Genomic DNA, 25,893 nt, shown 5'->3' with positions numbered 1-25,893 from the left:
GCGTGAAAGCCCCAATAAAATTGCGCCGCCGCGAGGCGGTTGAACCGGTTGATTTGCCAGACGAACTCCCGGCGCTGCTTAAGCGCCTCTACGCCAGCCGCGGCGTGCGTAGCGCTGAGGATCTTGAACGCAGCGTGAAAGGGATGCTGCCCTGGCAGCAGCTGAGCGGTATCGAAAAAGCCACTGAAATGCTCTACAACGCGCTTCGTGAGGGAACGCGGATTGTGGTGGTAGGGGATTTCGACGCCGACGGCGCAACCAGCACCGCGCTGAGCGTGCTCAGCCTGCGCGCGCTGGGCTGCGATAACGTCACGTATCTGGTGCCGAACCGTTTCGAAGACGGCTATGGCCTCAGCCCGGAAGTGGTCGATCAGGCCCACGCCCGCGGTGCACAGATGATCATGACCGTCGATAACGGGATCTCTTCCCATGCGGGCGTCGATCATGCTCACGCTTTGGGGATCCCGGTGCTGGTCACCGATCACCACCTGCCGGGCGAAACGCTGCCAGATGCGGAAGCGATTATTAATCCCAACCTGCGCGACTGCGATTTCCCGTCGAAATCCCTCGCAGGCGTGGGCGTGGCGTTTTATCTGATGCTGGCGTTACGTACCCTGTTACGCGACAAGGGCTGGTTCGACTCCCGCGGTATTGCCGTACCGAACCTGGCCGAATATCTCGATCTGGTGGCGCTGGGTACCGTCGCGGACGTGGTGCCGCTTGATACTAATAACCGCATTTTGACCTGGCAGGGCTTAAGCCGCATCCGGGCAGGCAAGTGCCGTCCGGGGATCAAGGCGCTGCTGGAAATCGCCAACCGCGACCCGCTCAAGCTGGCGGCAAGCGATTTGGGCTTTGCCCTCGGGCCGCGCCTGAACGCGGCAGGAAGGCTGGACGATATGTCCGTCGGCGTGGCGCTGCTGCTGTGCGATAACATTGGTGAAGCACGCGTGCTGGCCAATGAGCTGGACGCGCTGAACCAGACCCGTAAAGAGATTGAGCAGGGGATGCAGGCCGAGGCGCTGACCCTGTGCGAAAAACTTGAGCGCAGCGGCGATACGCTGCCGGGCGGTCTGGCGATGTACCATCCAGAGTGGCATCAGGGCGTCGTCGGCATTCTGGCGTCGCGCATTAAAGAGCGTTTCCACCGTCCGGTGATCGCGTTCGCCCCCGCGGGCGACGGCACGCTCAAAGGCTCTGGCCGCTCAATCCAGGGTCTGCACATGCGCGATGCGCTGGAGCGTCTCGATACGCTGTATCCGGGTCTGATGATCAAGTTTGGCGGCCATGCGATGGCGGCGGGCCTGTCGCTGGAAGAGACGAAGTTCGACGAGTTCCAGCGGCTGTTTGGTGAACTGGTCACCGACTGGATCGACCCGGCCCTGTTGCAGGGGGAAGTGGTGTCCGATGGCGAGCTTTCACCGCTTGAGATGACGATGGACGTGGCGCAAATGCTCCGCGATGCCGGTCCATGGGGACAGATGTTCCCGGAGCCGCTGTTCGACGGGCGTTTCCGCCTGCTGCAACAGCGTATCGTCGGTGAACGTCATCTGAAGGTGATGGTTGAACCGGTCGGCGGCGGCCCGCTGCTGGACGGTATTGCCTTTAACGTTGACACAGCGGTATGGCCGGACAACGGCGTGCGCGAGGTCGAGCTGGCGTACAAACTGGACATCAACGAGTTTCGCGGTAACCGCACCCTTCAGATCATCATCGACAATATCTGGCCAATTTAGCGGCAGTAATCTCTATAAAAAAGGGCGTGGATTCGGTACAATCCCGCTCTTATCACCGCATTTTGACAAGTCCATAAAAGAAAACAGACCATGTTTGAAATTAATCCGGTAAAAAACCGTATTCAGGACCTCACGGAGCGCTCTGACGTTCTTAGGGGGTATCTTTGACTACGATGCCAAGAAAGAGCGTCTTGAAGAAGTAAACGCCGAGCTGGAACAGCCGGACGTCTGGAACGAACCTGAACGCGCACAGGCGCTGGGTAAAGAGCGTTCCTCTCTCGAAGCTATCGTAGATACGCTGGATCAAATGGCCCAGGGGCTGGAAGATGTTTCCGGTTTGCTGGAGCTGGCCGTCGAAGCCGACGACGAAGAAACCTTTAACGAAGCCGTGGCAGAACTCGACGTGCTGGAAGAGAAGCTGGCGCAGCTTGAATTCCGTCGCATGTTCTCCGGCGAATACGACAGCGCTGACTGCTATCTTGATATTCAGGCAGGTTCTGGCGGTACTGAAGCGCAGGACTGGGCCAGCATGCTGACGCGCATGTACCTGCGTTGGGCAGAAGCGCGCGGCTTCAAAACTGAAATTATCGAAGAGTCTGAAGGTGAAGTGGCCGGTATTAAATCCGTCACCATTAAGATCATCGGTGACTACGCCTACGGCTGGCTGCGTACTGAAACCGGCGTTCACCGCCTGGTGCGTAAGAGCCCGTTCGACTCCGGCGGCCGTCGTCATACCTCCTTCAGCTCCGCGTTCGTTTACCCGGAAGTTGACGAAGATATCGATATCGAAATTAACCCGGCGGACCTGCGTATCGACGTTTATCGCGCATCCGGCGCGGGCGGCCAGCACGTTAACCGTACGGAATCGGCGGTGCGTATTACCCACATTCCAACCGGGCTGGTCACGCAATGCCAGAACGACCGTTCCCAGCATAAGAACAAAGACCAGGCCATGAAGCAGATGAAAGCGAAGCTTTATGAGCTGGAGATGCAGAAGAAAAATGCTGAGAAACAGGCGATGGAAGACAACAAGTCCGACATCGGCTGGGGCAGCCAGATCCGTTCTTACGTCCTAGATGACTCCCGCATCAAAGACCTGCGTACCGGGGTTGAAACCCGCAACACGCAGGCGGTGCTGGACGGCAGCCTGGACCAATTTATCGAAGCAAGTTTGAAAGCAGGGTTATGAGGAACCAACATGTCTGAACAACAAGCACAGGGCGCTGACGCGGTAGTCGATCTTAACAACGAACTGAAAACCCGCCGCGAGAAGCTGGCAGCGCTGCGCGAGCAGGGCGTGCCGTTCCCGAACGATTTTCGTCGTGACCACACCTCAGACCAACTGCACGCTGACTTCGACGCGAAAGAGAACGAAGAGCTGGAAGCGCTGAACGTTGAAGTGGCCGTTGCAGGCCGCATGATGACCCGTCGTATCATGGGTAAAGCTTCCTTCGTGACCCTGCAGGACGTTGGCGGCCGTATCCAGCTGTACGTTTCCCGTGACGATCTGCCGGAAGGCATATACAACGAGCAGTTCAAGAAGTGGGACCTTGGCGATATCCTGGGCGCAAAAGGTAAACTGTTCAAAACCAAAACCGGTGAACTGTCTATCCACTGCACCGAGCTGCGTCTGCTGACCAAAGCCCTGCGCCCGCTGCCGGACAAATTCCACGGCCTGCAGGATCAGGAAGCGCGCTACCGTCAGCGTTACCTGGATCTCATCTCTAACGATGAATCCCGCAAGACCTTCAAAATTCGCTCCCAGATCATGGCCGGTATCCGCCAGTTCATGGTGAACCGCGACTTTATGGAAGTGGAAACACCAATGATGCAGGTGATCCCTGGCGGCGCATCTGCACGTCCGTTCATCACCCATCACAACGCCCTGGACCTGGACATGTACCTGCGTATCGCGCCGGAACTGTACCTGAAGCGTCTGGTCGTTGGTGGTTTTGATCGCGTGTTCGAGATCAACCGTAACTTCCGTAACGAAGGTATCTCCGTTCGTCATAACCCAGAGTTCACCATGATGGAACTCTACATGGCGTATGCGGATTACAAAGATCTGATCGAGCTGACCGAATCCCTGTTCCGTACCCTGGCGCAGGATATTCTGGGCACCACGCAGGTCCCTTACGGTGAAGAAGTCTTCGACTTCGGCAAGCCGTTCGAAAAACTGACCATGCGCGAAGCGATCAAGAAGTACCGTCCGGAAACCAACATGGCGGATCTGGATAACTTCGATTCTGCGAAAGCGATCGCCGACAGCATCGGTATCAAGGTTGAGAAGAGCTGGGGTCTGGGCCGTATCGTGACCGAGATCTTCGAAGAAGTCGCCGAAGCGCACCTGATTCAGCCGACCTTTATCACCGAATACCCGGCTGAAGTCTCTCCGCTGGCGCGTCGTAATGACGAGAACCCGGAGATCACCGATCGTTTCGAATTCTTCATCGGCGGCCGTGAAATCGGCAACGGCTTTAGCGAGCTGAACGATGCGGAAGACCAGGCTCAGCGCTTCCAGGATCAGGTTGACGCGAAAGCGGCAGGCGACGACGAAGCGATGTTCTTCGACGAAGACTACGTGACCGCGCTGGAGCACGGTCTGCCACCAACGGCGGGTCTGGGGATTGGTATCGACCGTATGGTAATGCTGTTCACTAACAGCCACACCATCCGCGACGTGATCCTGTTCCCGGCGATGCGCCCGGTGAAATAAGACATTAAGATGTAAAAAAAGCCCCGAAAGGGGCTTTTTTATTGCGCCGCGAAGGCTTTGAGTTTTTCGCGGGCGGTCGTCGCTTCCATGACCATCCACGGGCTAAATGCCCAGGGCGTCGCGTCCAGCGCGCGGAATAACGCGTCCAGCTCAACCCACTGATAGTCCATCACTTCATCTTCGTTTATCGTCACGTCATTGGTGATGCGGGCGGCGAATACCGGGCAAATTTCGTTTTCCACGATCCCGGACGGGTCGGTTTCCCGATAGCGAAATTCAGGGGCGACGGCGGTGATATCGGCCAGTTCCGCGCCCACTTCAAAGCGGCAGCGGCGGATTATCGCCTGTATCGTCTCTTCGCCGGACTGCGGGTGGCCGCAGACGGAGTTGGTCCAGACGCCGGGCCAGGCTTTTTTGCTTAAGGCGCGCCGGGTGATCAGACATTCGCCTTTTGCGTTAAAAAGCCAGGAAGAGAACGCCAGATGCAGCGGGGTATGTAACGTGTGCGCGGCATATTTTTCCTGAGTGCCAATCACCATTCCCTGGTCGTTTACCAAAATAACGTGTTCTTGAATACTCATTGATGCTCCAGTGCCAAAATGCCGAGTGGTTCAGCACCATCAGCCGAAGCATTATACTGCATTCTTATACGAACGGTTTGGCTCGTAGAGCGGAAAAGGGCATGACCCCTGTTCGTTTTGGCTGTTATCATAGGGCGCCATTCACGCTGACCGAGGATCTGTTTTGTTTGCAGGAAGCCTGACGAAAAATCCCATTACCGCTGTTTTTTGCCTGACGTTGACGCTATTCCTGGCGGGCTGTTCAGGGAGCAAATCTTCGGATACGGGAAGCTATTCCGGTTCGGTCTACACCGTCAAACGCGGGGACACCCTGTACCGGATTTCGCGCGCAACGGGGACCAGCGTGAAGGATCTGGCGCGGATGAATAATCTTTCTCCGCCCTACACCATCGAGGTGGGGCAGCAGCTGAAGGTGAGCGGCGGAACGTCCTCGGGTAAAAAATCCTCTTCGAAAGGCAAAACCGCCAAAGTGACGCCGTCCTATCAGGTGCCGCAATCGTCATGGCCGCCGGTTGGACAGCGCTGCTGGATTTGGCCTGCCAGCGGTAAAGTGGTCGCCCCTTACTCACTCTCTGAGGGTGGTAACAAGGGGATTGATATCGCCGCTGCGCGCGGTACGCCGGTTTATGCCTCCGGAGCCGGGAAGGTGGTTTATGTGGGTAACCAGCTGCGCGGCTACGGTAACCTGATCATGATTAAGCATGGCGAAGACTACATCACGGCCTATGCGCACAACGACACGATGCTGGTCAACAACGGGCAGAACGTCAAAGCCGGGCAGAAGATTGCCACCATGGGCAGTACCGGTACGGATTCGGTGAAGCTGCATTTCCAGATTCGCTATAAGGCGACGGCCATCGATCCGCAGCGTTATCTTCCTGCGCCCGGCAGCAAACCGAAGTGCTAAGTGATTATTTTATCGCCGGTTAGTTGTGAAGAGGCTTGTATGAAGGTGCGTAAGGTCTATAATGCCATACGCACCTCAAAGCGGGCGTAGTTCAATGGTAGAACGAGAGCTTCCCAAGCTCTATACGAGGGTTCGATTCCCTTCGCCCGCTCCAATCTCCTGATAAATCAACAGGTTATGATTTATCAGTTAGTTACGTTGCCCCGCTTTAGCAGGTACAACTTAAACTACCCATTGTTCTACGCCCGCACCTGTCGCGTGATTGGTCTGTGGTACAAGGGAGCATATCATCACGCTGGCGGTGGTTCCAGGTTCTTACCGCGACAGCAAAACAACGAACAAAAAGCCGCATACCTGGCATAACTCCCGAACAGATTGATCATACGCATTTAAGCCCGATGTGCGGCCTTGTGGCTGCGTAAACAGGTGTATAGTGGTAAACGTACCTGCACACGATATGCAGGCCCTGCCAGCGCTTCGCTCACGCTCCGAAAGGTACACGAGCACCCTGATAAGGTGTGATCCCTCTGACAATCTGATTTGGTCACTGGTGACTTTCGCAAAGCGAAACCAACCAGGTTGGCCTGATGCAGTCGCTATGCTCCGCTTGTTGCTTGTACCACTAACGGGGCTTTATGGCTTCTATTGTCTGAAATCTGATACATTGCACAAACATCATGTGGATTACTGTAAAGTTCATCACTATGATTATGTGTGCCATTGCCAGTTAAGAAATGCGGAGAGGACAATATGGATGTTACTGATGAGGCTTTGTTGGGTTCTGGCTTTACACCATCGGATTTGAAGAAGATAAAGAACAACGTTGAAAGCTATGGTGGAACGTTGGGGAATGCAATCAGGGACCTGGCCAGGCGATTTATTCTTGCCGTGTGGGTTGTATCCGGTTGCCTTGCTGTATTCATTTTTCTTGTGATGTTCGCATCTGAGCAGAGTGTTTTCTCTGGTGCTATTGGCCTTTCTTGTGGCGCAGCGGTTGCAATTTTTATACAACCGCCTGTACTTGCTTATAAATCTTGGCGATTCTGTAGAGCGAACAAATCTTAATTAGTACTGTTATCAGTAGCCAGAAGATCAAAAATGACTTTCGCTTTGACACCATATCCAGCGATTTTCATGGTTAGCTTAGGCTTGCTCATTGTGTCAACTTTTCGGTAGTAATCACGCGGCAGCCAACGGAATAATCGCCAAGCTCCGGGTTTCCTTGCTAAGCCGAAGATACTATAGACACTCGCCCCTAGAGTCACCGTATTATAAAGAGCTAATCCACTTTTTGGGCTAAACCCCATAAATTGTGCGGTCTCCATTGCGCCATCAGCAAAAATTCCTTCCGATTTGGATTGTTCACCATAGCGAAGATGGCTTGCTTCTTTTGTTATACCGTTAATACCATCAACAAATAAAACTGCTCCTGCAAGAACTCCAACAGGGGTCATAGTGGACATCATAACCATCCCACCAAATAATGCTGCTCCAGATACCACTATATGGATTGCCGAAATCACGTATCCGACGATTTTATTGTTTTCCCTGACAAACTCGACCTTTGCATAAAGTTGGGCGGCTCTGGTTCTTAACAAGCGTTCTTGTTCTTGCAGATTATCTGTTTCGGCACGCAGATTTTTGATGCATGCAATGCATTCTTCATCGGTTTTGGCCCGTCGTGCAGTTTCAAATTCTTTCTCTACAACCTGCCTTATCTCTTCGACAAACTTGATACGTGTTATCCCATCTTGCAAATAGAATGCTGATAGCCGATTTGCAGTTTCGACGAGTTTCCGGGCTTCCAGATTTACCATGGTATCTGACCATGTTCTGTTCCAGCCCCTGTTGAGCAGCGCAATATCCATTAAAGACTCCCTCCCAAAATGTGTCTGGTCATTTTACGTGCAATAAGGTCGAAGACAACAGGAAATACTTTCACAACCCGCCCCCGTGGGTGTCCCGTTGCTTTATCCTTCCAGTTTACATTCTCCTGTTCAAAATATCCCCGGCTCTGTTGGTGATCTGCTAGACCGTCAGCCCAGGCCCTCGGTGAAAAGCGCTTTTCTTCGCCAAATATCGCTACGTGATGCCTTCAGCGACACGCCTCACTGCAACAAGCAGTGCAGTTACACAATGCTGCTTTGGGCTGACGCAAGGAAGATAACTTGATGTTTTGAAGTGCACCTGTTCACTAATTGTACGGCTATTTAACATATTCTGTGTTTATGCGTACTAGTTTGATAATAGCGTCTCTATCAAGATAGCTATTAAGTATGCAAGGCCACGACAATTTAATAGCTCGAGGCCTGAAAATACAGTCAATATCACTGACTGCAAATGATTTGAAGATCGCAACCAATAGTTTCTTTAAGATAAGTGATTGCAGCTGCCAAAACCATATCTTGATCTTCACTTCTTTTAGTGACCGATAACCCTGGTTGAACTATTATTATGTTCGCAATAATAGGTTTAAATCGATTTTGTCGCTGAATTTCATTTAACTTTGACAAGTTACCCTTTAAAAATCTAGTTGGACGACTAATTGTTTTAAGTCGTTCTTCCCTGCCGATTAAATGCCTGCATAGATCTGCAAATCTCCATTTCCATTTCGCAGATCTTACAGCTTGAGAGCATACTTCAACCGCATCTTTTATGCGTTCGCCAGTAGTTTGGGCGCCAGAAAATTTGCAGTGAATCATGACGAGATAAATCTCGGCATCTTTTTCTTGAAGACAGATAAGATCTGCTGCTTCGCCAGCAGAATCATCATCAAACACAATATCATAGTTCGATTTTATGTATTCTTCGGCTACTCGCCACTGTATTGAATCAAGTCTACCCACCCCATCTTTCCAATAACTTTCCTTCTTAATATCAGTACCATGCCAATTCCAAGCTTCAAACCTTGACGGATCTATGACAAGTTTTCGAGGATTTCGAGGGTTGATAAGTAAATTCCCATCTAGTTCGCAGAGGTCAATAAACCGCACTAGAGGCGGGTAATTTGAGAAGTACTCGTCAAGCCTGCAAATTCGCTTGCCTAGAGAGATTGTCAGATAATTTGAATCGGCTTGTTTTACTTTAAAACTGACCTTCTTATCTAAGCGCAGCTCAAACTCATATTTGGAAGTGTCAATATTGGATATCAAATAAAACTTTAGAGTTTGATTTATAATCTGAGCATTAAATAGCTCGAACATATATATTGGAACTAACTCTTCCTTACCCACAGTTCCAATTAACACTCTCTCCTCGGCTTGTCCTAACAATTCAGCCGGCCACTCTATCGATAGTATTTTCTTCCCTTGCGGAAGCTTTTTAATTGCTGTAGGTATTAGAACATTTGAAATTATATCTTCTATATTTATGCTTTCATCAAGTAATTTTACACCTACTTTATGGCACCACTCGAGAAGAGAAGGAATGGTTCCTTGCTCTCTTGACCAGACACGTCCTTTTACAGAACATCCAACTGAAACCCGGACTCCATCTTCCCATCCCATCCCGCTAACATTATTTTTAATTGAGTTACTTCTTTCAGCTAATCCCAACGCTTCTTCAACGTCAGCGCCAGTGTACATTGCAAAGCTTAGATTTCGGCGCCCATGTTTTTTTACGCCAATATTTTGGAACATTAGTCTATTAATTCTTCCCAGACTCCTGAAAATGCTTTCTCCCTGAATTAATACGGCTTCACCTGCAACAGCCTCCGCTATATCAGGAAACAGGGAGTCATGATTAGTAGATGATATGAAAAGAAGATTTAAAGACTCGTCATGATGGATAACAAAAAGAGCCCACTCGCAATCCAAAACTTCTTTTGAATTCGTCCAACGAACCCGTGACTCAGTTCTGGTGACAAAATAAAGTGTAGGACTGCTGTCATGCTGCCAGATAGCTTGTATTATAAAATTTTTGGGTAACCCTTTATGAAAACGGGAAGCTGAGAAGGATTTTGCTCTATAAAATGCAGTGCTGAATGTTGGCTTGAGAAGATGGGGGGCAAGTATAACCGTATCATTTTTACCTGTATCTAGTCGTTTTGATGCATTTAAAAAACTAACAAGTTCAGCATGCTCTTTGGCCGCAGAGGAACTTAATTCTGATAATATAATGTTCCAGTCTGCATCCTCAGAATAAAGCCGTTCTAGCGCGTCAGAAACGCGTTTGTCACCAATATTTGCTATGACTGTTGCATCACCAATATTATCCCCTGCTACTCTTGTGAATCTTCCAATAAACTGTAGCAATATGGCTAAACTCTGGTGCATATCATGAATGGCTGCTATTTTTAACTGAGGTAAATCGAATCCCTCTCCAAGCATATAAACACATATTACGATCCTTGACTCTCCATTTTTCAATGCATCAAGGTCACGATTTGCCGAATCAGATTCAGAATGAATCAATACTGGGTTAAGATCCCCTGCCAGTTCACGGTAGATCTCTGCGATGGTTTCAGCTCTGGCAATGCTAACGCAACGAGCCATTAACAAATGGTCTAAATTCTTATCTAAATCCGCTCTAAGCTGTTTAATTGCAGTTATTGCAATTGAGCGATCCGCAAGATATGGGTTTACCTGTACAGGCTCGAACTTTATTGGTTTGAAGTATTGATCCCTCTGGGCTGCGGCAAGCGAATAATTAAATATGACTTTCCCATCAACTAGTTGTTTGTCGCGGCGAAAAGGCGTTGCAGAAAATTGGAGTATGGGAACATCATTGAATACGTCTTTAAGACTTGCCCAGCTAGATGCTGCAACATGGTGTGCTTCATCTAGAATGAGAGCCTTACATTTGCTAGATAAATGTTTGAGAACTGACGACGATAAACTTGTGCCTATAGAACCTATAGTCGCGACAATTACATTAGCATGTTCAAATAAACTCAAGTCTGATATCGATTTCGGTCTTTTTTTCATGACACCAACAATCGGATTAGGTACATCATTTTCAAGTACACCAATGCTCCGTAATAGGCCGAAATTTACAAATTTATTTGCAGTTTGGGTTCTTAACGTATCCCATGGTACAACAACAAGAAGAGGTTGATTTGAATATGCCGCTAATGTTGCCAACATTGTTTCTGTTTTGCCCGTGCCTGTTGGCATTACAATAGTTGCTGCTGATGTTTCAAGGCTCCAGTGAGACCCAATAGCATGAAGAGCCCCTAACTGTGGAGGGCGTAATCCTCCTCTACTTTGCCTACCTTTCTCTACTTTCTCGACTGAAAAGTGCACCTTCCCTGTCCAGCTAGCGGCGATTTTCTTAGCCTGTGCAATACATCCTATGTGGCTTCGCTCTGCTAGAAATGAATCTAGCAATCTATGACGTACCCAGGTCAGTTTTCCCTTATCATCATGAAGAATTCCATCAACCCCTTCTGGTAATTCAACGTCCTTCCGGGATGTCAGGATAAGACGTTCTCCAGTATCTATTTCGATCAATGGCAGTTTAATTCTTGGAGACACTTGAATGTATTGCTCTGATATAATAGACACACATTCCGCTTTGCGGAGCTCATGTTTGATAAATCCTATTGAATACCGAGCTTCAAACGTAATCGCAGGTAACTTGATCATATAATCCCTTCTTATGGCTTGTACTTACTTGGACTACAAAATTTATTTATGGGTTAAGACGCATTCGTACTAGAAGTAGTTTGATAAAATAGAGTCAATTCAAGAACTCTCGTTCTTTAAGTAGTTACTCAAGCTGTTGATGATATATCATATATCTATGGCGGAGGACTTTTATCTATATATAGATGACAATAAATGTAAACCTGAACGGAAAAATCAAGCAAGTGAAAACGCCTAAAATATTACGACCCTAGCATCTTTTATGATGATCTATGCCAATAACTACAAAACAGGACATTTCAACTATGCTCTGATGCGGGCATCTTGGCTTAGCATTGACCTACTCTGTAGAAGCTCTGACCTGCTCCCCGTTGATTAATACACCGTGATGTTAGTAATGTCTTCATCAGCAACGTGAGGGCATCTCTATGAACAAGCGTTTTTCCGACGAACAGACCATCAGTATTCTCCGTGAGGCTGAAGCCGGGGTTTCTGCCCGGGAACTCTGCCGTAAGCACGCTATTTCAGACGCCACTTTCTACACCTGGTGCAAGAAGTTTGGTGGCATGGAAGTTCCGGAAGTAAAGCGGCTTAAGTCGCTTGAAGAGGAGAGCGCCCGGCTCAAGAAGTTACTTGCCGAAATCATGCTGGTTAAGGAGGCGCTCAGGTGGCTATTAAAGTACTGACGACAGGCCAGAAGCGGGAAGCCGCGGTGGTGATGTGTGATGCGACCGGTCTGTCGCAACGTCGCGCCTGCAGGCTTACAGGTTTGTCTCTGCCGATCTGCCGTTATGATGCTCATCGTCCATCTTCTGATGCGCATTTATCAGGGCGTATCACTGAGCTGACGCTTGAACGCCGAAGTTTTGGTTATCGGCGCATCTGGCAGCTACTGCGTCGGTTTGGTCTTCATGTCAATCATAAGCGGGTATACCGCATTTACCACCTTAATGGACTGAACGTAAAACGCAGACGACGCCGTAAAGGGCTGGCGACCGAACGCTTTCCGCTTCTGCGCCCGGATGCACCGAATCTGACCTGGTCGATGGATTTTGATATGGACACATTGGCCAACGGTCGCAGGTTCAAGTGCATGACCTGCGTGGATGGTTTCACGAAGGAGTGCCTGACGATTACCGCCGCATTCGGGATTTCAGGCGTGCAGCTCACGCGTATTCTGGACAGTATCGCGCTGTTTCGTGGTTATCCGGCTACGATAAGAACCGATTAGGAACCGGAGTTCACCTGCCGTGCACTGGATCAATGGGCTTTTGAGCATGGCGTGGAACTGCGTCTTATCAAGCCGGGCAAGCCGACTCAGAACGGATTTATTGAGAGTTTTAGCGGACGATTCAGAGATGAATGCCTAAACGAGCACTGGTGCGGCGATATTGTTCATGCTAGGAAAACGATTAATGACTGGCGACAGGATTATAACGAGTGCCGTCCACATTCTTCGCTGAATTACCAGATTCCGACTGAATTTGCAGCGGACTGGAGAAACGGGAGATATGAAGAAAAAACAACCGACATTACTAGCTGAAGGTTGTATCTAATCTTGGGGGCAGGTCACAGATAGTGTCTATTGACCAGCGCTCTTGACTAGAATTTTGTCGTTGATACAGTCGTCAGCCATCAACATTGGTTGCTAGAAAGTCGATGGTTTGTTGCGTATGATTAAAAATCAACCTTAAAGGCTTTATATATGGACTTGCTATGGCTTTTGTATCTGAAAGAGAAATTTTAAAAAAGATATTTAGCAAAAAAATTGACTTTGCGATCTTGGCATTCTTCTATATTTCCTCGATATTTTTTCTTGTTTGCAGTGGAGTTCTTTTTCAATATTTTACCGCTGCCTTCACAGAAGGTAATTGTTATGAATGCTCAATGAAACTTGATTACATAAAACAATTTTATTTTTCGCAAGGAACCGCATGGTATCTCATATCTGCTGTTACCATATTTCTTGGGTCTGTTTTTATTCAGCATAGAATTAAAGGTTATTTAACATTATTAGCTCTTACATGGATCGTACTAACGCTAACAGATGTGGTTTTAATACACACATTAGATGATATAGCTATGAACAATATTTTATTAAACATACTGTACAATCTTTTTGGGGCAATTTTATTATCCCTGTTTGTGTGTTTATCAAATTCAATTCTTTTCCATCTCAATAAGGTAAAACATATTTCAATGATTTTATCGGCAATGATTCCATTAATTGCTGCAATAATAATAGCAATGCTTATAACCGCTGTTATATATTTATTGTTTGCCAGGCAAGCGGTAGAGATTGAGATGGATATTTCTGAAGGCTCAGACATCGCATATGTAGGTGTAAAAGATAATGAGGAATCATTTGGTTTTTTAAATGATAAAAAAACAGACACACCAACGTATCTGGATGTAATGAAAAATGGTAGTTTGATATATAATGATAAAAAGGGTTTGAGTGGGGCTGATATATATATTGTCTCAGGTTGCTATGCCCTTCCAGATTTACTTCGCAATGTACCGATTGATCCCAAAAAATCTTTTCTAAATGTGAAAAAGCTAGAAATCACTCAGAAACTTCCAATGATGGGGTTCATACAAGGGGAATCTGCGGATGTGATACCTAAAGCAGCATCAAGGTTAAGTTTGAGCAAGCAAGATGATGAATATATGCTAGCTTCAAGTGTTACTGACTCTCAAATAACATTTCAATCAAACAATGCACAATTGATGGTTGCTTTTGCATTTATGCCAATAACCACTAACGGTATTTTACATGATTATACATATGATATAATCATAAATACTAAAAAATATAAAATTGAAAATCATGTTGCTCCTTTGTCAAGGCTTGATAAAAATAAGAAGATGAAGTGTGAATATCAGCAAGTATCGGATTTAACAAATACCTATAGCATTAATGCTAATTACTTGACGGGTTTTTTACTTGTTCTAAAACCAGATGATATTATAAATTACAACAATAGCCCTTCCGTATTACTTAAGACTGATTTTGCTTTCTATAAGAAAACATACCAGAAGCTTGATAAAATATATGATGATATAAGTAATGGGAAATTATCTTCTCTGAGAGCAACAGGTATCTCACAGTTTAGTATCAACGGAAAACATCTGTCGTTAAGACCGGAATCTGAGATTATTATTTCTGAAGGGAGTTTGTATGGACTGGTTAATAAAAGTAAGAAAATTAAAATATATGGCACAGCAGATCTTGTTTTTGTTGATAACAAGATAATGAATCTTCGTAAGATAACTTATTTGCAATCAAAACTTGAATTTTTTGGTTCTTCTATTATGGATATATTAAAATATATACTCGGTTTAGGTCTGCTAGCCATTTCTATAAAGTTTATTCATTCTTACTTTAAGAATGATGTGAATGAAAATTTATTCTTGTAACGCATTCGGCTCCAATTGGAGCCTTTTTATTTCTACATTATTAAAATGTACCTTTGAAAAGTAGACTCTCTGCGGTATGCTTTTCGGAATCATTCACCTCGATTTTTCACGCAGCGCGCCGGAGGACTTCCGCCCCGGACGGGCCCTGAATGTCCTGATACCCGATGATGATCCTGCGCTTAACCTGTCGCTGGATGTCATTCTGCCCAATGAGAATTTCATGCCGATGCTGCCCGGAGGTAAAGACCCGGTTAATCCTGCCCGGTCCTACCTGCTTTCCCTCAACTTTGCCCGCAGTTGGCTGACCAGGGCCTCGTTCCTTGGCATTGTCGCCGGCATGCTCGGGGCCGCTTCCCTGAGTTCTGCTGCAGGGACAGCCTGCGGCGCCATCACGTAATGGGCGCATGGAACACCTGTGCGACACTGGCCGTGCCACTGCCACTATCTGCGGCAGCCCAGGCATTCCGCAATCTCAGTAAACCAGGCAAGTGCAGACGTTGTTGAAAACGGAAAAGTAACATTTGAGAGGTAGATTGCATGCTCTCACCCTGTCAAAGCAAAAAAGGCCGCATCCCGCAGCCTTTCCTCACACACTCACCCTTTCGGGAACACCCAAACATGCTTCTCCGGCAGCGAAAGATGGCAGTGCTGCGGATCCCGAACCTCATGTCCATACGCGCGGATCACAAAATCATCCCCCACGGTGCGGAACAGGTACTCCCAGCGGTCGCCAAGGTACATGCTGGTGAGCAGCGGTAGCTCAAGCTGATTTTCCCCTGGCCCCTCGACCACCGCCACGCGCTCGACGCGGATCACCGCCGTGGCGTCATTACCGTTCTGTACCCCTTCGCCCGCCTGGCCCCACAGCACCCAGCCTTTCCCTTCGATACGCGCTCTGCCGTCGCGCACTTCAGTGACCTTGCCGTGCAGGCGATTGTTGCTGCCCATAAACTCGGCGGTAAACAGCGTCTTCGGCGAGCCGTACATCTCCTGCGGCGTACCCTGTTGCTCAATTTTGCCGTTGTTAAGCAGCAGGATACGGTCGGAAATGGACATCGCTTCGTTCTGGTCGTGCGTCACCATCAACGCGGACAGCCCGAGCTTGATAATCAGCTCGCGCAGGAACACGCGGGCCTCTTCGCGCAGCTTGGCGTCGAGGTTGGAAAGTGGCTCGTCCAGCAAAATCACCGGCGGGTTGTAGACCAGCGCGCGGCCAATTGCCACGCGCTGCTGCTGTCCACCAGAGAGCTGATGCGGGTGACGTTTGCCAAGATGGCCCAGACCAAGCTGGTCCAGCACGTCCTGCACGCGCTGCTGGATCTCTTTGGCCGGAACTTTGCGCAGCTTGAGCGGATAGGCCACGTTCTCAAACACGGTTTTGTGCGGCCACAAGGCATAGGACTGGAATACCAGCCCCAGGTTACGCTCTTCCGCCGGGATCTCGCTGCGCGGCGTGCCGTCGTAAACTTTATTATTGCCAATGATAATCGACCCCTGGGTCGGTTTTTCCAGACCCGCGACGGCGCGGAGCAGGGTGGTTTTGCCGCTGCCGGAGGGGCCTAACAGGGAGACCACTTCGCCGCGCTTCAGGTTCATGGAGACACCTTTTAAAACAGGATTGTCGCCGTAGGTTAAGTGCAGATCGTCAACCGCTAATTCAATCATGTATTTTCACTCCGAAACGAAGGGCAATGCCCAGACCTACCACGACCAGCAGGATATTAATGAAAGAGAGCGCCGCCACGATATCGATGGCACCCGCGGCCCAGAGGGAAACCAGCATCGAGCCGATGGTCTCCGTGCCGGGTGAAAGCAGGTACACACCCGTTGAGTATTCGCGTTCAAAGATCAGGAACATCAGCAGCCACGAACCGATAAGGCCGTAGCGGGAGAGCGGGATGGTAACGTGGCGGGTGATCTGCCCGCGCGTCGCTCCGGTGCTGCGCGCGGCCTCTTCAAGCTCCGGCCCTACCTGCAGCAGCGTGGAAGAGATGAGCCTCAGCCCGTAAGCCATCCACACTACGGTATAGGCCAGCCAGACGCTGAAAATGGTGCTTCGCAGCGAACGCAGCCAGACGATGACGTTTTCACGCATCCAGTCGGTCCAGGCGAATCCGGAAAGCCAGCCGGATTTCAGCGAGTTATCCAGCCACATCGGCAGGAACAGGAACACCCACAGGAAGGCCAGACCCGCCAGCAGGCCAGGCACGGCGCGCGGTACCAGCACGCTGTAGTCCAGGAAACGCGTGGTGTTATCCGGCTTGCGGTGCATGGCAATGCCGACAAACAGGTAGCACACCACGGCCAGCGCGCCGCCAATGACGCCAATCGCCATGGAGTTAACGATGGCGCGCAGCAGGTTGGGCTGCGCCCAGATGGTGCGGAAGGTATTCAGAGAAAGCTCGTCCCACAGCGAAACGCCCACGCCCCAGTTGGAGATAAACGCGCGCAATACCACGCCGAGCAGCGGAACGCCGATGGTGACGGTGAGCCAGAAGGCAATCACCGCGCCAGCCACCCAGCGCCATTTACCCAGCGGCAGCGCGCGGGCCTGCGAGGCCTTGCCCTTCATGGTAACGAAGCGGTTGGCGGTGCGCATCAGGCGACGCTGGAGCATCACCAGCGGGATGGTGATGCAGATCAGCACCACGGCAACCGCCGCCATCAGGTTATAGGATGGGGTGCCCATCTTGTTCGTCAGCTTATAGAGATAGGTCGCCAGCACCATGTTGCCTTCCGGGTCGCCGAGGACCAGCATCAGGCCGAACACCTCCAGCCCCAGGAAGAACAGCAGCACGGTGGCGTACAGAATAGACGGGCGCACCATCGGCAGGCTGACGGAGGTCATCACCTGCCAGGGCGAGGCGCCCGCGGTGCGCGCGGCTTCTTCCACGTCGGAGCCCACGCTGCGCAGCGCTGACGAGATATACAGATAGGCGTGCGGGACGTGCGTCAGGCCGGCAATGACCACAATGCTCGACATGTCGTAGATGTTCCACGGCACAAAGCCAATCAGCGCCTCTGCCCACTGGGAGAGAAAGCCCACCGGACCGGCGGCCACCACGTAGCCGAAGCCCAGCACCATCGGTGAAACGAAAATCGGCACCAGGATCAGCGGCTCAATCAACCGGCGGCCGGGCAGGTCGGTACGCACCATCAGAAACGCCAGCACGCCGCCCAGCGGAATAGAGATAAAGACCAGCCCGAAAGCAAGAATAAAGCCGCTTTTCAGGGCCTTATAAAAATCAGGGTCGGTGAAAATAAAATCAAATGATTCAAAGCTCCACTCTTTTGACGGCGAAAAGAACGGCGCGGACAGGAAGCTCTGTATCACGATAAACGACAGCGGCGTGTAGATAACCAGGGCGGTTATCAGCACGACGATGCCTCGCGGCAGGCTTTGCCACTTTCTGCGTAATGTATTCATGGGGTATCCCTGGTATTGCAGCCCAGAAAAACGAACTCAGTCGATAAGGAAGCGCGGCGGCCAACGCCGCGCTCAGATGCTTATTTACCGGCGGCGGTACGCCACTCTTTGATGTACTCGAGGCGTTTTTTCGGCTGCAGGTATTCCAGCAGGGTTTCATCAACCGGGATCGGCTTCAGCGCGTTGCCGAGGATTTTTGTCAGGCCGTCGATATCATTCTTGCCTTCGATATCGTTACGAATGGAGGGGATGTCCGCCTGATTGGCCAGAATGTTTTGCCCTTGTTCAGACAGCACGTAGTCCAGCCACAGTTTCGCAGCGTTGCCGTTTTGCGCCTGCTGGCTGATGAACGACACGCGCGACAGCACCAGGGTGTAATCTTTTGGATAGGAGATGCCGAGCGACGGATCGTTCTTCGCACGTGCTTCCGCATAGGAACCGAGGATATTGAAGCCAATCAGGTTTTCACCGGAGGAGACGCGCTCCATCATGGTGCCGGTAGACGACTGCACCGACAGGCCACCTTTGGCGACGTCGGCCAGGGTCTTAAAGTAGTTTGGATCGGCGCTGTGATCCTGTACCGAGAGCATAAAGCCCAGACCCGATTTTTCGATGTCGTAGGTGGTGACTTTGTTCTTGAATTTATCCGTCTGGCTGGCGATAAGCTTCGCCAGCGCGGCGTGAGAATCCGGCACGTCACCGGCCGGGATCAGACGCTTGTTGTAGATGAAGACCACTGGCTCATAGGTGGTGCCGTAGGCCTTATCTTTCCAGACCGCCCATTTCGGCAGCTGGCTTTGCTCCGGAGATTTATACTCCATGGCGTAGTCGGTGGCGAGCTTCAGGCCGGTGTCCATCGAGGAGCTCCAGACCACGTCACCGCTCACGCCGCCGGAAGCCTGTTCGCTGATGAAACGGTTGTACAGCTCGGTGCTGTTCATGTCGTTGTATTCGACTTTAATGCCCGGGTAGGTTTTTTCGAAGCCCTGGATCAGCGGTCCGGCAGCTTTGATGTCGGTGGTGGAATAGATGACAACCTTGCCCTCTTTCGTGGCGGCATCAACCACTTTTTGATACTCAGCAGGATAGCCCTGCGGCAGGGCAGAGAGTGCAGAAGCAGAGAACAGTACAGTAGCGGTAAGCAGAGAAATTCGGAACGTGTTCGACATTATAGTTAACCTTTTAGTTACATTTGAGGAACTAATTGTCAACATAGCGTATCGGGCTCCACCCACAATAGGGGGGAGCGGATAATGATACCGAAGTGTGATTGTCGCCGTCGTTTCAGCAATTAACACCATAAAATCCGCGAACGTTAGCTTACGAACGGTTCTGGATTACGGCTTATCGGGGGCTTTGCGGTATAACCGGCGTGGATGACCAATATTGCCATACAGCATTTCGACGCTGATTAACCCGCTCTCCACGCAGTATTCAAGATAGCGGCGCCCCGTGGTTTTGCTGATCCCCACGTTTTCCACCACCTCCTCAACCGACATCGCATTGTCGGGATGTTCGGCGAACAGGCGTTTAATGCGTTCCAGCGTCTGGGGCTCAATACCCTTCGTGGACGGCGTAGCTGAGGATTCCGCGGCAGGCAGATTAAACAGGCGATCCAGCGCATGCTGGTCGACCACCTTCACCTGCTGCACGGTGTGGATGAAGCGCATAAACCGCTCCAGCGAGGCGTGCAGGCGCTGGAAAAAGACGGGCTTGATGAGGTAGTCAAACGCGCCGCTGCGCATGGCGTGGCTGCAGGTTTGCATATCGCTGGCGGCGGTGATGAAGATCACCGAGCATTCGTAGCTTTTCAGCAGCGGGTTATCGATGAGCTCCACGCCTTTACCGTCCGGAAGATAGTTGTCCAGCAGGATAAGCCGCGGCTGATGCTGACGAATCAGGCTGCATGCCTGCTCAATCGACGCGGCGATGCCCACCACGCGCAAATGAAAATTCTGCTCGATATACTCGCGATGCAGCTCCGCCAGGTGCGGCTCATCTTCAACGATCACAACATCAAGTGCTCGGGTCATGCTTTTGGCCCATTCGGAATAAACACAGAAAAAATAGTCCCTTGTGGCGTGTTGTCGGCAATCTCAATACTGCCGCCGGCCTTGTCGATATATCCTGCCACCAGGAACAGGCCAATACCGTGCTCGGTGCCCACAATGTCGTTTTCACGTTCCGGTTTGCTGCTGAATCCCTGGCGGAAAATATGCGGCTTCATCGCATCCTCCACCCCGCAACCCCGGTCGGCCACCTCGATCAGCAGCTCCTGGTTACGGTCAGAAATATAGAGTTCTACCGGCGCGAGGACCGGTGCTTTAAGGGTTGCGTCCACCGCGTTATCCAGCAGATTACCAATAACCGACATCAGCTCCGTTTCGTTGAGCGTGGCGGGCATACGGGTGAGCTGGCAGGCGGGGTCAAACAGCAGCTCGATCCCTTTCTCGCGCGCGCTGACGTATTTTCCTAACAGCAGACCACACAGCGCGGGAGAGGAAAAGCGGGCGGAGACAAAATCCAGCACGCGCTGCGCGCCTTCGGACTGTATCTGGATGTAACGGATCGCCTCGTCATAGTGTTTCATCTGCAGTAATCCCACCAGCGTGGCGGTCCAGTTCAGCTGCTCGTGGCGCATAATGCGCAGGTTATCCGCATAGCGCTTGATCTGGCTGAGCTGGCTGCTGAGGGTGTTGATGTCATTTTTGTCGCGAAAGCTGTAGACCCAGCCGCTTTCAACGCCGGGTTCAACCTCAATCGCCACGCGGTTGACGATCACCTCGCGCTGGTTAAGAACAGCAATCTGGTCGTGGCGGCCGCTGCTCACCGAGGCGTAGCGCTGAGATAAAAAGCCCGGTGACGTCTGCAGAACGTCTTCCAGCGGTTTGCCGATAAGTTCTTTCTCACTTTGCCGGATATCCAGCATTTCTCGTGCGGCGCGGTTAATTAAAATCAGCTGCTTCTCTTCATTGACGGCAAATACCCCCTCATACATGGCTTCTAATAGCGCGCGCTGCTGCAAAACCAGCTGAGCGATATCTTTCGGCTCCAGTCGGAACATCTGTTTTTTGAGATTGCGGGTAAACAGCCAGGAGAACATAAACAGCAGCAGAAGAAGACCCGCGCCGTACAGCCCGGACTGCCAGAGAATGCGGGCATTTATGTTGGCAATATAGGATGTCAGATAGCCGACCGAGACAATGCCAATCACCTGATGCTGCGCATTGAAGATGGGGGCTTTGCTGCGTAGCGACACGCCAATCCCACCCTGACGCACGGAAATAATGGTTTTACCCTTTAACACCTCCGCATTGTCCCCGCCGATCATCGGTAAATTAATGCGCTCCGGGGATTCCGAATGATAGAGGTGCTGTTCCTCGGTATCGCCAATCACAATGTAGCTGGCATCGCTTTCGGCGCGCAGCGGCTGAATTAACCGGGCGATGCCGGGGATATCTCTGGCCGCAACCATTGCCGCCAGACCCGGCATCAGCGCGATCTGGCTGGCCTGAACCCGGGCGCGCTGGCCGAGATCGTGATGGAGCTGCCGGTCAATAAAATGAAACAGGATCGTTCCCAGCAGAACTAATAGCAGGCAGGAGAAGCACACCAGCGCTAAAAATAGCTTTACCTGAAAAGAGAGTCTGCGTTTCATTCAACCTGCGGATGTTATGTAAAAGTGACATTTGCCGAGCCTGACATGGGCAAATAGCGGACGCAATGTGGCAAGAAAAGAGTTGTGACCTGGCTTTTCGTTTTCGGCGTTATAGCCATCAGGATCCCGTCAGGCTATTCTTCATTCAGCACGATAATAATTACAGAGGCAATGTCATGGATAAAGAGCTACTGGATGCGGGTTACCGGGCCTATACCGGCGAGAAAATTGACGTTTACTTCAACACCGGGATCTGCAAACACTCCGGTAACTGCGTGCGTGGGAGCGCAAAGCTGTTTAATCTGAAACGTAAACCGTGGATTATTCCCGATGAAGTGGACGTTGAAACGGTTGTCCGCGTAATTGATACCTGCCCGAGCGGTGCGCTGAAGTATCGCCAAAAATAAGCGAGGAACCATGGATATTCTGGAAGGCCATAACAAGTTTTACGTGAATGATGCGAACGGTAATCAGGTCGCGGAGATTGTCTTCGTGCCGACCGGCGAGCACCTGAGCATCATTGAGCATACCGATGTGGATGAGAGCCTGAAAGGGCAGGGGGTCGGTAAACAGCTGGTGGCAAAAGTGGTGGAGAAGATGCGCGGTGAGAACCGCAAAATTATTCCGCTGTGCCCGTTCGCGAAGCATGAGTTTGATAAAACGCGGGAATATGACGATATTCGCGCGTAAATAACACCGGCGATGGCCGGTGTTTTTTTATCTCACCTGCTCATACAGCAATACCAGCGCTATCAGCACCATCAACCCTCCCGATGCCCTGCTCACCAGACGCGCCGCCTGGGGTCGGGTCGCCAGCACCGCTTTCGAACCATACCCCACCAGCAGATAGACCAGCGTACAGGTGATAAGGTGCATCATCCCAAGCGCAGCCATCTGCATCGCTATCGACCAGCTTCCGGTCGGGTCTGTAAACTGCGGAAGCAGGGCCAGGAACAGCAAAAAAACCTTCGGGTTTAGGCCGCTAATGCAGAGCCCTTTCACCGCCCACTGCGTCCAGTTTCCCGCGTGTTGGGTGGTCTTTTCCGGTGCTGCCGGGTGACGCAGCAACGTTATGCCAAGCCACAGGAGATACAGCGCTCCCGCCACGGTCAGCCCGGCTAACGCCAGCGGATGTTGAGCAATCAGTACCCCCACGCCTGCCACCACAATCAACGTGGCTAGCAGATGCCCGGACATCAGCCCCATAACCGCCGGTACCACGCGGCGGCCGTTGATCCCGGCGCTAATTGCGTAGGCCCAGTCGGCCCCCGGGGTCATGATAAGCAGAAAAGAAACCACCCAAAAGCCGGCCACAATACTCATTTCCATCGTCCTGAAAACTCCCGCAGTGCGTCAAACGTTGCGAAAAAGAATATCGTTAACCCTGCGAAATAGGCTTTCAATGTTATGCTCATAACACGGTGAAATTGAGAAAATCTTCCACATGGATAGCATCGATCGAAAAATTCTTGCTGAGCTACAGTCAGATGGCCGCTTATCCCTTACCGAGCTGGCTGAAAGAGTGAATCTGAGCCTCTCGCCGTGCCATCGTCGCGTGCGGGCGCTGGAGCAAAGCGGGGCCATAACGGGATATCGTGCCAGCCTGGATCCGGCTAAAATGGGGTTTAACTTCCTGGCGATCGTCTTTGCGACGCTGAAAGAGGGGGACCGAAAGGCGGTTAGCGCGTTTGAAGCGGCGGTGGAGGAAATTCCGCAGATCGTGCTGGCGCAGCGTCTGTTTGGCGATCCCGATTATCTGATGCACGTCGTGACCCGCGACCTCTCCGCTTTCCAGAAGCTCTATGACGAGAAGCTTTCCGCCATGCCTGGCGTGCAGCATCTTCGCTCTACGCTGGTGATGAAAACGGTGGTGCAGGACAGACCTTTTCCGCTGGACGTCACGGGACGAGACTGAATGACATGCCCGGCAGAGCGCCGGGCATCAAAGGAGATTAGCCGACAAACATCACCGACACGCACAGCACCCCGACGATCAGCGTCAGCAGGTTGCCAATGGAACGGTACTGTTTCAGGGAGGGGATCAGATACGTCGACAGCGTCGGCATGATAAACAGGATCATGGCGATAAGCGGGCCGCTGATGGCGTAAATCATCGAAATGGCGTTCGGGTTAATGCAGCAGACGGCAAAGGTGATTAACGACACCCCCATAATGGATATCGCGCGGTTAAAGGCGCGGCTCTTTTTCACGCCCACCTGATTGAGCGACGACTTCACGATTTCCGTTGCCCCTTCAATCACCCCAAAATAGGTGCCGAGGAACGATTTCGACATCGCAATAATCGCCACGATAATCCCGGAAATCCCCAACCACGCCGGTGAAGAAGGCATCATCGACAGCGCGGACAGGATCGTCACCCCTTGCTCTTTGGCGGTCACAATGTACGACGGTGGAATAGAGAGCAGGCAGCTGAAGACAAAGAACAGCACGCTCAGGCAGATAATCAGGTACGCCACCTTCATGATTTTCTTGCATTTATCCATTGCGCCGTCGGCAAATTTCTCGCGACGATCAACGGCAAATGTGGAGATAATCGGGGTATGGCTGAACGCAAACACCATCACCGGAATCGAAATCCAGACCTGGTGCAGCGTATGGCGATCGACGGCCATCTGGCTGGTCAGCAGCGAAGGTTGCCAGCTGCCGATCAGATAGAGCGAGACAAAAAGGAAGTAGGCAATCAGCGGAAACACCAGGAAGCCCATCACTTTTATCGTGATATGCCGTCCCATCAGGAAGATCAGATTCAGGACCAGCACCACCCCCAGGCTGACCAGCACGCGAACGGCGGTATCCACCGTCAGGTGTTTCGCCAGCTGTTCCGTGAGTGAGTTGGTGATGGCCACCGCATAAATCTGCACCACCACAAAGAAGGCGATGAAATAGAGCGTGGTGATCAGATTGCCAATCTTCCTGCCGTAGTAGTGCGACACGGCGCCGGTGATCCCTTCGTTGCCTTTTGTTTTGGACGACAGGATAAATTGCGCCAGCGCCCGGTGCGGCCAGTAGGTTAAGGGGTAGGCCACGAGGGCAGTAATAAACAGGACGATAGCGCCTGCTGAGCCCAGTTGAATGGGCAAAAACAGCGTTCCTGCGCCCACGGCCGTGCCGTAGAGAGCGAAACTCCAGAGAGTCTCATCTTTTGACCAAATTTTCGACATTAGAGCAACGTATCAACTATCAAACCATCGGAATGGAGTGCAATTTACCATAGTTATGCACGGAGAGCGCAGTTGCTTCGAAGGAGTTTGGCCGGAACGGGCGTCCGGCCAGAGGTGGTTTAGCCTGCCAGGGCGCGCCGTTGCTGGCGACGCTTAAGAAATTTATCGCGAAGGCAATCGTATGCCCAGTTGTAGAACATGGTGTACGGCAGGAAGAACAGGAAGAAACCTATTTCCAGCGTGAATGCCTGAAGCAGGGTGACGCCCAGCACGGCGGCGACAATCGACACGCCAATCACAATAAACCCGCATTCAAACCCCAGCGCATGCAGCGCACGCACTTTTGCCGTACGTTTGACGCGCTGAACCGGCCAGAAACGGTCGAAGCCGAAGTTATAAATAATGTTCCACAGCATGGCGGTGGTGGCCAGAATAATGGTCAACCCACCCATCTCCACCACGGAACGCTGCATGAGCCACGCCGCCGTAGGGGCGAGGATCGCCGTCGCAATCCCTTCAAAACAGACAGCATGAAAGATCCGCTCCGGCAGTTTACGTTGGAGTGCATCCTGATGTTGCATAATCACAGACCTCATTAATTCGCCGGTATAGGCGTTGATGTGGCCTATTTTCATCGCTAAAGCTGATATATTAAAGATAGTATCCATCGTTAAAGTAGAT

At 51.0% G+C, this 25,893-nt stretch carries 21 protein-coding genes, 1 tRNA gene and 1 pseudogene; 12 read left to right on the top strand and 11 right to left on the bottom strand.

What is annotated here, in order from left to right; genetic code table 11:
• The first annotated feature begins 2 nt into the window (after positions 1-2).
• The 3 genes from recJ (at position 3) to lysS (ending at position 4,452) form a co-directional block, all read left to right on the top strand.
• Positions 3-1,736 carry a single-stranded-DNA-specific exonuclease RecJ gene (gene recJ, locus ACMGG5_RS01820; RefSeq protein ID WP_061714508.1) on the top strand — a complete coding sequence of 578 codons (1,734 nt, stop codon included), beginning with the start codon at positions 3-5 and terminating at the stop codon, positions 1,734-1,736.
• Positions 1,737-1,826: 90 nt separating this feature from the next.
• Positions 1,827-2,925, top strand: a protein-coding gene (prfB, locus tag ACMGG5_RS01815) for a peptide chain release factor 2 (RefSeq protein ID WP_096059326.1) whose coding sequence is annotated in 2 segments (ribosomal slippage) — positions 1,827-1,901 and positions 1,903-2,925 — 1,098 coding nt in all. Because the reading frame shifts where the segments join, the coding sequence is not laid out codon by codon here.
• 9 nt (positions 2,926-2,934) lie between these two features.
• Positions 2,935-4,452 (top strand): lysine--tRNA ligase, encoded by a 1,518-nt coding sequence (gene lysS, locus ACMGG5_RS01810; RefSeq protein WP_048991826.1) that lies wholly within the window; start codon positions 2,935-2,937, stop codon positions 4,450-4,452.
• Positions 4,453-4,490: 38 nt separating this feature from the next.
• On the opposite strand, the gene idi is transcribed toward lysS, so the two are convergent.
• Positions 4,491-5,033 carry an isopentenyl-diphosphate Delta-isomerase gene (idi, locus tag ACMGG5_RS01805; protein ID WP_032650117.1) on the bottom strand — a complete coding sequence of 181 codons (543 nt, stop codon included), beginning with the start codon at positions 5,031-5,033 and terminating at the stop codon, positions 4,491-4,493.
• 163 nt (positions 5,034-5,196) lie between these two features.
• Here idi and actS point away from each other — a divergent pair, with 163 nt between their 5' ends.
• From actS to ACMGG5_RS01790, 3 genes are all read left to right on the top strand, one after another.
• On the top strand, positions 5,197-5,940 hold the full coding sequence (actS, locus tag ACMGG5_RS01800; RefSeq protein ID WP_420277414.1) for an amidase activator ActS: 744 nt from the start codon (positions 5,197-5,199) through the stop codon (positions 5,938-5,940).
• An 80-nt stretch (positions 5,941-6,020) separates the two neighbouring features.
• A tRNA-Gly gene (locus ACMGG5_RS01795) sits at positions 6,021-6,094 on the top strand.
• Between the two features lie 596 nt (positions 6,095-6,690).
• Positions 6,691-7,005, top strand: coding sequence for a hypothetical protein (locus ACMGG5_RS01790; protein ID WP_090418557.1), 315 nt, complete (start codon positions 6,691-6,693; stop codon positions 7,003-7,005).
• On the opposite strand, the gene ACMGG5_RS01785 is transcribed toward ACMGG5_RS01790, so the two are convergent.
• A complete protein-coding gene (locus tag ACMGG5_RS01785) occupies positions 7,002-7,808 on the bottom strand; it encodes a DUF4225 domain-containing protein (RefSeq protein ID WP_023306876.1) in 807 nt (268 codons plus the stop codon). The two genes, ACMGG5_RS01790 and ACMGG5_RS01785, sit on opposite strands and share 4 nt — an antisense overlap.
• Positions 7,809-8,267: 459 nt before the next feature.
• Positions 8,268-11,525, bottom strand: coding sequence for a DEAD/DEAH box helicase (locus ACMGG5_RS01780; protein ID WP_420277413.1), 3,258 nt, complete (start codon positions 11,523-11,525; stop codon positions 8,268-8,270).
• Between the two features lie 428 nt (positions 11,526-11,953).
• Here ACMGG5_RS01780 and ACMGG5_RS01775 point away from each other — a divergent pair.
• From ACMGG5_RS01775 to ACMGG5_RS01765, 3 genes and pseudogenes are all read left to right on the top strand, one after another.
• A pseudogene (locus tag ACMGG5_RS01775) lies at positions 11,954-13,068 on the top strand (IS3 family transposase).
• A gap of 173 nt (positions 13,069-13,241) precedes the next feature.
• Entirely contained in the window at positions 13,242-14,945 is a 1,704-nt protein-coding gene (locus ACMGG5_RS01770; RefSeq protein WP_302224286.1) for a hypothetical protein, read from the top strand.
• Positions 14,946-15,021: 76 nt separating this feature from the next.
• Entirely contained in the window at positions 15,022-15,342 is a 321-nt protein-coding gene (locus ACMGG5_RS01765) for a hypothetical protein (protein WP_420277412.1), read from the top strand.
• Positions 15,343-15,539: 197 nt separating this feature from the next.
• Here ACMGG5_RS01765 and ACMGG5_RS01760 read toward each other — a convergent pair whose 3' ends face one another.
• The 5 genes from ACMGG5_RS01760 to ACMGG5_RS01740 all read right to left on the bottom strand — a co-directional run bounded on the left by ACMGG5_RS01760 (position 15,540) and on the right by ACMGG5_RS01740 (position 22,030).
• Positions 15,540-16,610 (bottom strand): ABC transporter ATP-binding protein, encoded by a 1,071-nt coding sequence (locus tag ACMGG5_RS01760; protein ID WP_420277411.1) that lies wholly within the window; start codon positions 16,608-16,610, stop codon positions 15,540-15,542.
• Positions 16,603-18,372 (bottom strand): ABC transporter permease, encoded by a 1,770-nt coding sequence (locus ACMGG5_RS01755; protein ID WP_023294491.1) that lies wholly within the window; start codon positions 18,370-18,372, stop codon positions 16,603-16,605. The genes ACMGG5_RS01760 and ACMGG5_RS01755 overlap by 8 nt, the downstream gene beginning before the upstream one ends.
• Before the next feature lie 80 nt (positions 18,373-18,452).
• A complete protein-coding gene (locus ACMGG5_RS01750; RefSeq protein ID WP_024909324.1) occupies positions 18,453-19,541 on the bottom strand; it encodes an ABC transporter substrate-binding protein in 1,089 nt (362 codons plus the stop codon).
• A gap of 168 nt (positions 19,542-19,709) precedes the next feature.
• Positions 19,710-20,405, bottom strand: coding sequence for a response regulator (locus tag ACMGG5_RS01745; protein WP_024909323.1), 696 nt, complete (start codon positions 20,403-20,405; stop codon positions 19,710-19,712).
• Positions 20,402-22,030 (bottom strand): ATP-binding protein, encoded by a 1,629-nt coding sequence (locus ACMGG5_RS01740; RefSeq protein ID WP_048990720.1) that lies wholly within the window; start codon positions 22,028-22,030, stop codon positions 20,402-20,404. Before ACMGG5_RS01740 ends, ACMGG5_RS01745 begins: the two co-directional genes overlap by 4 nt.
• Positions 22,031-22,206: 176 nt before the next feature.
• Here ACMGG5_RS01740 and yjdI point away from each other — a divergent pair, with 176 nt between their 5' ends.
• Together yjdI and ACMGG5_RS01730 are read left to right on the top strand one after the other, a co-directional pair.
• On the top strand, positions 22,207-22,437 hold the full coding sequence (yjdI, locus tag ACMGG5_RS01735) for a 4Fe-4S mono-cluster protein YjdI (RefSeq protein WP_008499689.1): 231 nt from the start codon (positions 22,207-22,209) through the stop codon (positions 22,435-22,437).
• A gap of 10 nt (positions 22,438-22,447) precedes the next feature.
• Positions 22,448-22,720, top strand: a complete 273-nt coding sequence (locus tag ACMGG5_RS01730; RefSeq protein WP_008499687.1) for a GNAT family N-acetyltransferase — start codon at positions 22,448-22,450, stop codon at positions 22,718-22,720.
• A 27-nt stretch (positions 22,721-22,747) separates the two neighbouring features.
• On the opposite strand, the gene ACMGG5_RS01725 is transcribed toward ACMGG5_RS01730, so the two are convergent.
• Entirely contained in the window at positions 22,748-23,359 is a 612-nt protein-coding gene (locus ACMGG5_RS01725) for a LysE family translocator (protein WP_290093892.1), read from the bottom strand.
• Positions 23,360-23,474: 115 nt separating this feature from the next.
• Between ACMGG5_RS01725 and ACMGG5_RS01720 the strand changes: the two genes are divergently transcribed.
• Complete coding sequence (locus ACMGG5_RS01720) at positions 23,475-23,945, top strand: Lrp/AsnC family transcriptional regulator (RefSeq protein ID WP_024909320.1); 471 nt, start codon at positions 23,475-23,477, stop codon at positions 23,943-23,945.
• Between the two features lie 37 nt (positions 23,946-23,982).
• Here ACMGG5_RS01720 and ACMGG5_RS01715 read toward each other — a convergent pair whose 3' ends face one another.
• Together ACMGG5_RS01715 and ACMGG5_RS01710 are read right to left on the bottom strand one after the other, a co-directional pair.
• Entirely contained in the window at positions 23,983-25,212 is a 1,230-nt protein-coding gene (locus tag ACMGG5_RS01715) for an amino acid permease (RefSeq protein ID WP_024909319.1), read from the bottom strand.
• Between the two features lie 119 nt (positions 25,213-25,331).
• On the bottom strand, positions 25,332-25,793 hold the full coding sequence (locus ACMGG5_RS01710; RefSeq protein WP_024909318.1) for a multidrug/biocide efflux PACE transporter: 462 nt from the start codon (positions 25,791-25,793) through the stop codon (positions 25,332-25,334).
• Positions 25,794-25,893 lie beyond the last annotated feature (100 nt).

Origin of the sequence: Enterobacter sp. BNK-34 (genome assembly GCF_048684445.1) — a bacterium.
GTDB classification, from domain to species: Bacteria; Pseudomonadota; Gammaproteobacteria; order Enterobacterales; family Enterobacteriaceae; genus Enterobacter; species Enterobacter pseudoroggenkampii.
This window is presented reverse-complemented; position numbering and strand designations above follow the sequence as displayed.

Excerpts from the sequence above, each read along its gene's own strand:
- ACMGG5_RS01760 (WP_420277411.1), bottom strand. The coding sequence starts at position 16,610 with ATGATTGAATTAGCGGTTGACGATCTGCACTTAACCTACGGCGACAAT.
- ACMGG5_RS01745 (WP_024909323.1), bottom strand. The coding sequence starts at position 20,405 with ATGACCCGAGCACTTGATGTTGTGATCGTTGAAGATGAGCCGCACCTG.
- lysS (WP_048991826.1), top strand. The coding sequence starts at position 2,935 with ATGTCTGAACAACAAGCACAGGGCGCTGACGCGGTAGTCGATCTTAAC.
- ACMGG5_RS01730 (WP_008499687.1), top strand. The coding sequence starts at position 22,448 with ATGGATATTCTGGAAGGCCATAACAAGTTTTACGTGAATGATGCGAAC.
- ACMGG5_RS01710 (WP_024909318.1), bottom strand. The coding sequence starts at position 25,793 with ATGCAACATCAGGATGCACTCCAACGTAAACTGCCGGAGCGGATCTTT.
- ACMGG5_RS01715 (WP_024909319.1), bottom strand. The coding sequence starts at position 25,212 with ATGTCGAAAATTTGGTCAAAAGATGAGACTCTCTGGAGTTTCGCTCTC.
- ACMGG5_RS01785 (WP_023306876.1), bottom strand. The coding sequence starts at position 7,808 with ATGGATATTGCGCTGCTCAACAGGGGCTGGAACAGAACATGGTCAGAT.
- yjdI (WP_008499689.1), top strand. The coding sequence starts at position 22,207 with ATGGATAAAGAGCTACTGGATGCGGGTTACCGGGCCTATACCGGCGAG.
- ACMGG5_RS01740 (WP_048990720.1), bottom strand. The coding sequence starts at position 22,030 with ATGAAACGCAGACTCTCTTTTCAGGTAAAGCTATTTTTAGCGCTGGTG.
- ACMGG5_RS01725 (WP_290093892.1), bottom strand. The coding sequence starts at position 23,359 with ATGGAAATGAGTATTGTGGCCGGCTTTTGGGTGGTTTCTTTTCTGCTT.
- idi (WP_032650117.1), bottom strand. The coding sequence starts at position 5,033 with ATGAGTATTCAAGAACACGTTATTTTGGTAAACGACCAGGGAATGGTG.
- ACMGG5_RS01790 (WP_090418557.1), top strand. The coding sequence starts at position 6,691 with ATGGATGTTACTGATGAGGCTTTGTTGGGTTCTGGCTTTACACCATCG.
- ACMGG5_RS01770 (WP_302224286.1), top strand. The coding sequence starts at position 13,242 with ATGGCTTTTGTATCTGAAAGAGAAATTTTAAAAAAGATATTTAGCAAA.
- ACMGG5_RS01780 (WP_420277413.1), bottom strand. The coding sequence starts at position 11,525 with ATGATCAAGTTACCTGCGATTACGTTTGAAGCTCGGTATTCAATAGGA.
- ACMGG5_RS01720 (WP_024909320.1), top strand. The coding sequence starts at position 23,475 with ATGGATAGCATCGATCGAAAAATTCTTGCTGAGCTACAGTCAGATGGC.
- ACMGG5_RS01750 (WP_024909324.1), bottom strand. The coding sequence starts at position 19,541 with ATGTCGAACACGTTCCGAATTTCTCTGCTTACCGCTACTGTACTGTTC.
- ACMGG5_RS01765 (WP_420277412.1), top strand. The coding sequence starts at position 15,022 with ATGCTTTTCGGAATCATTCACCTCGATTTTTCACGCAGCGCGCCGGAG.
- ACMGG5_RS01755 (WP_023294491.1), bottom strand. The coding sequence starts at position 18,372 with ATGAATACATTACGCAGAAAGTGGCAAAGCCTGCCGCGAGGCATCGTC.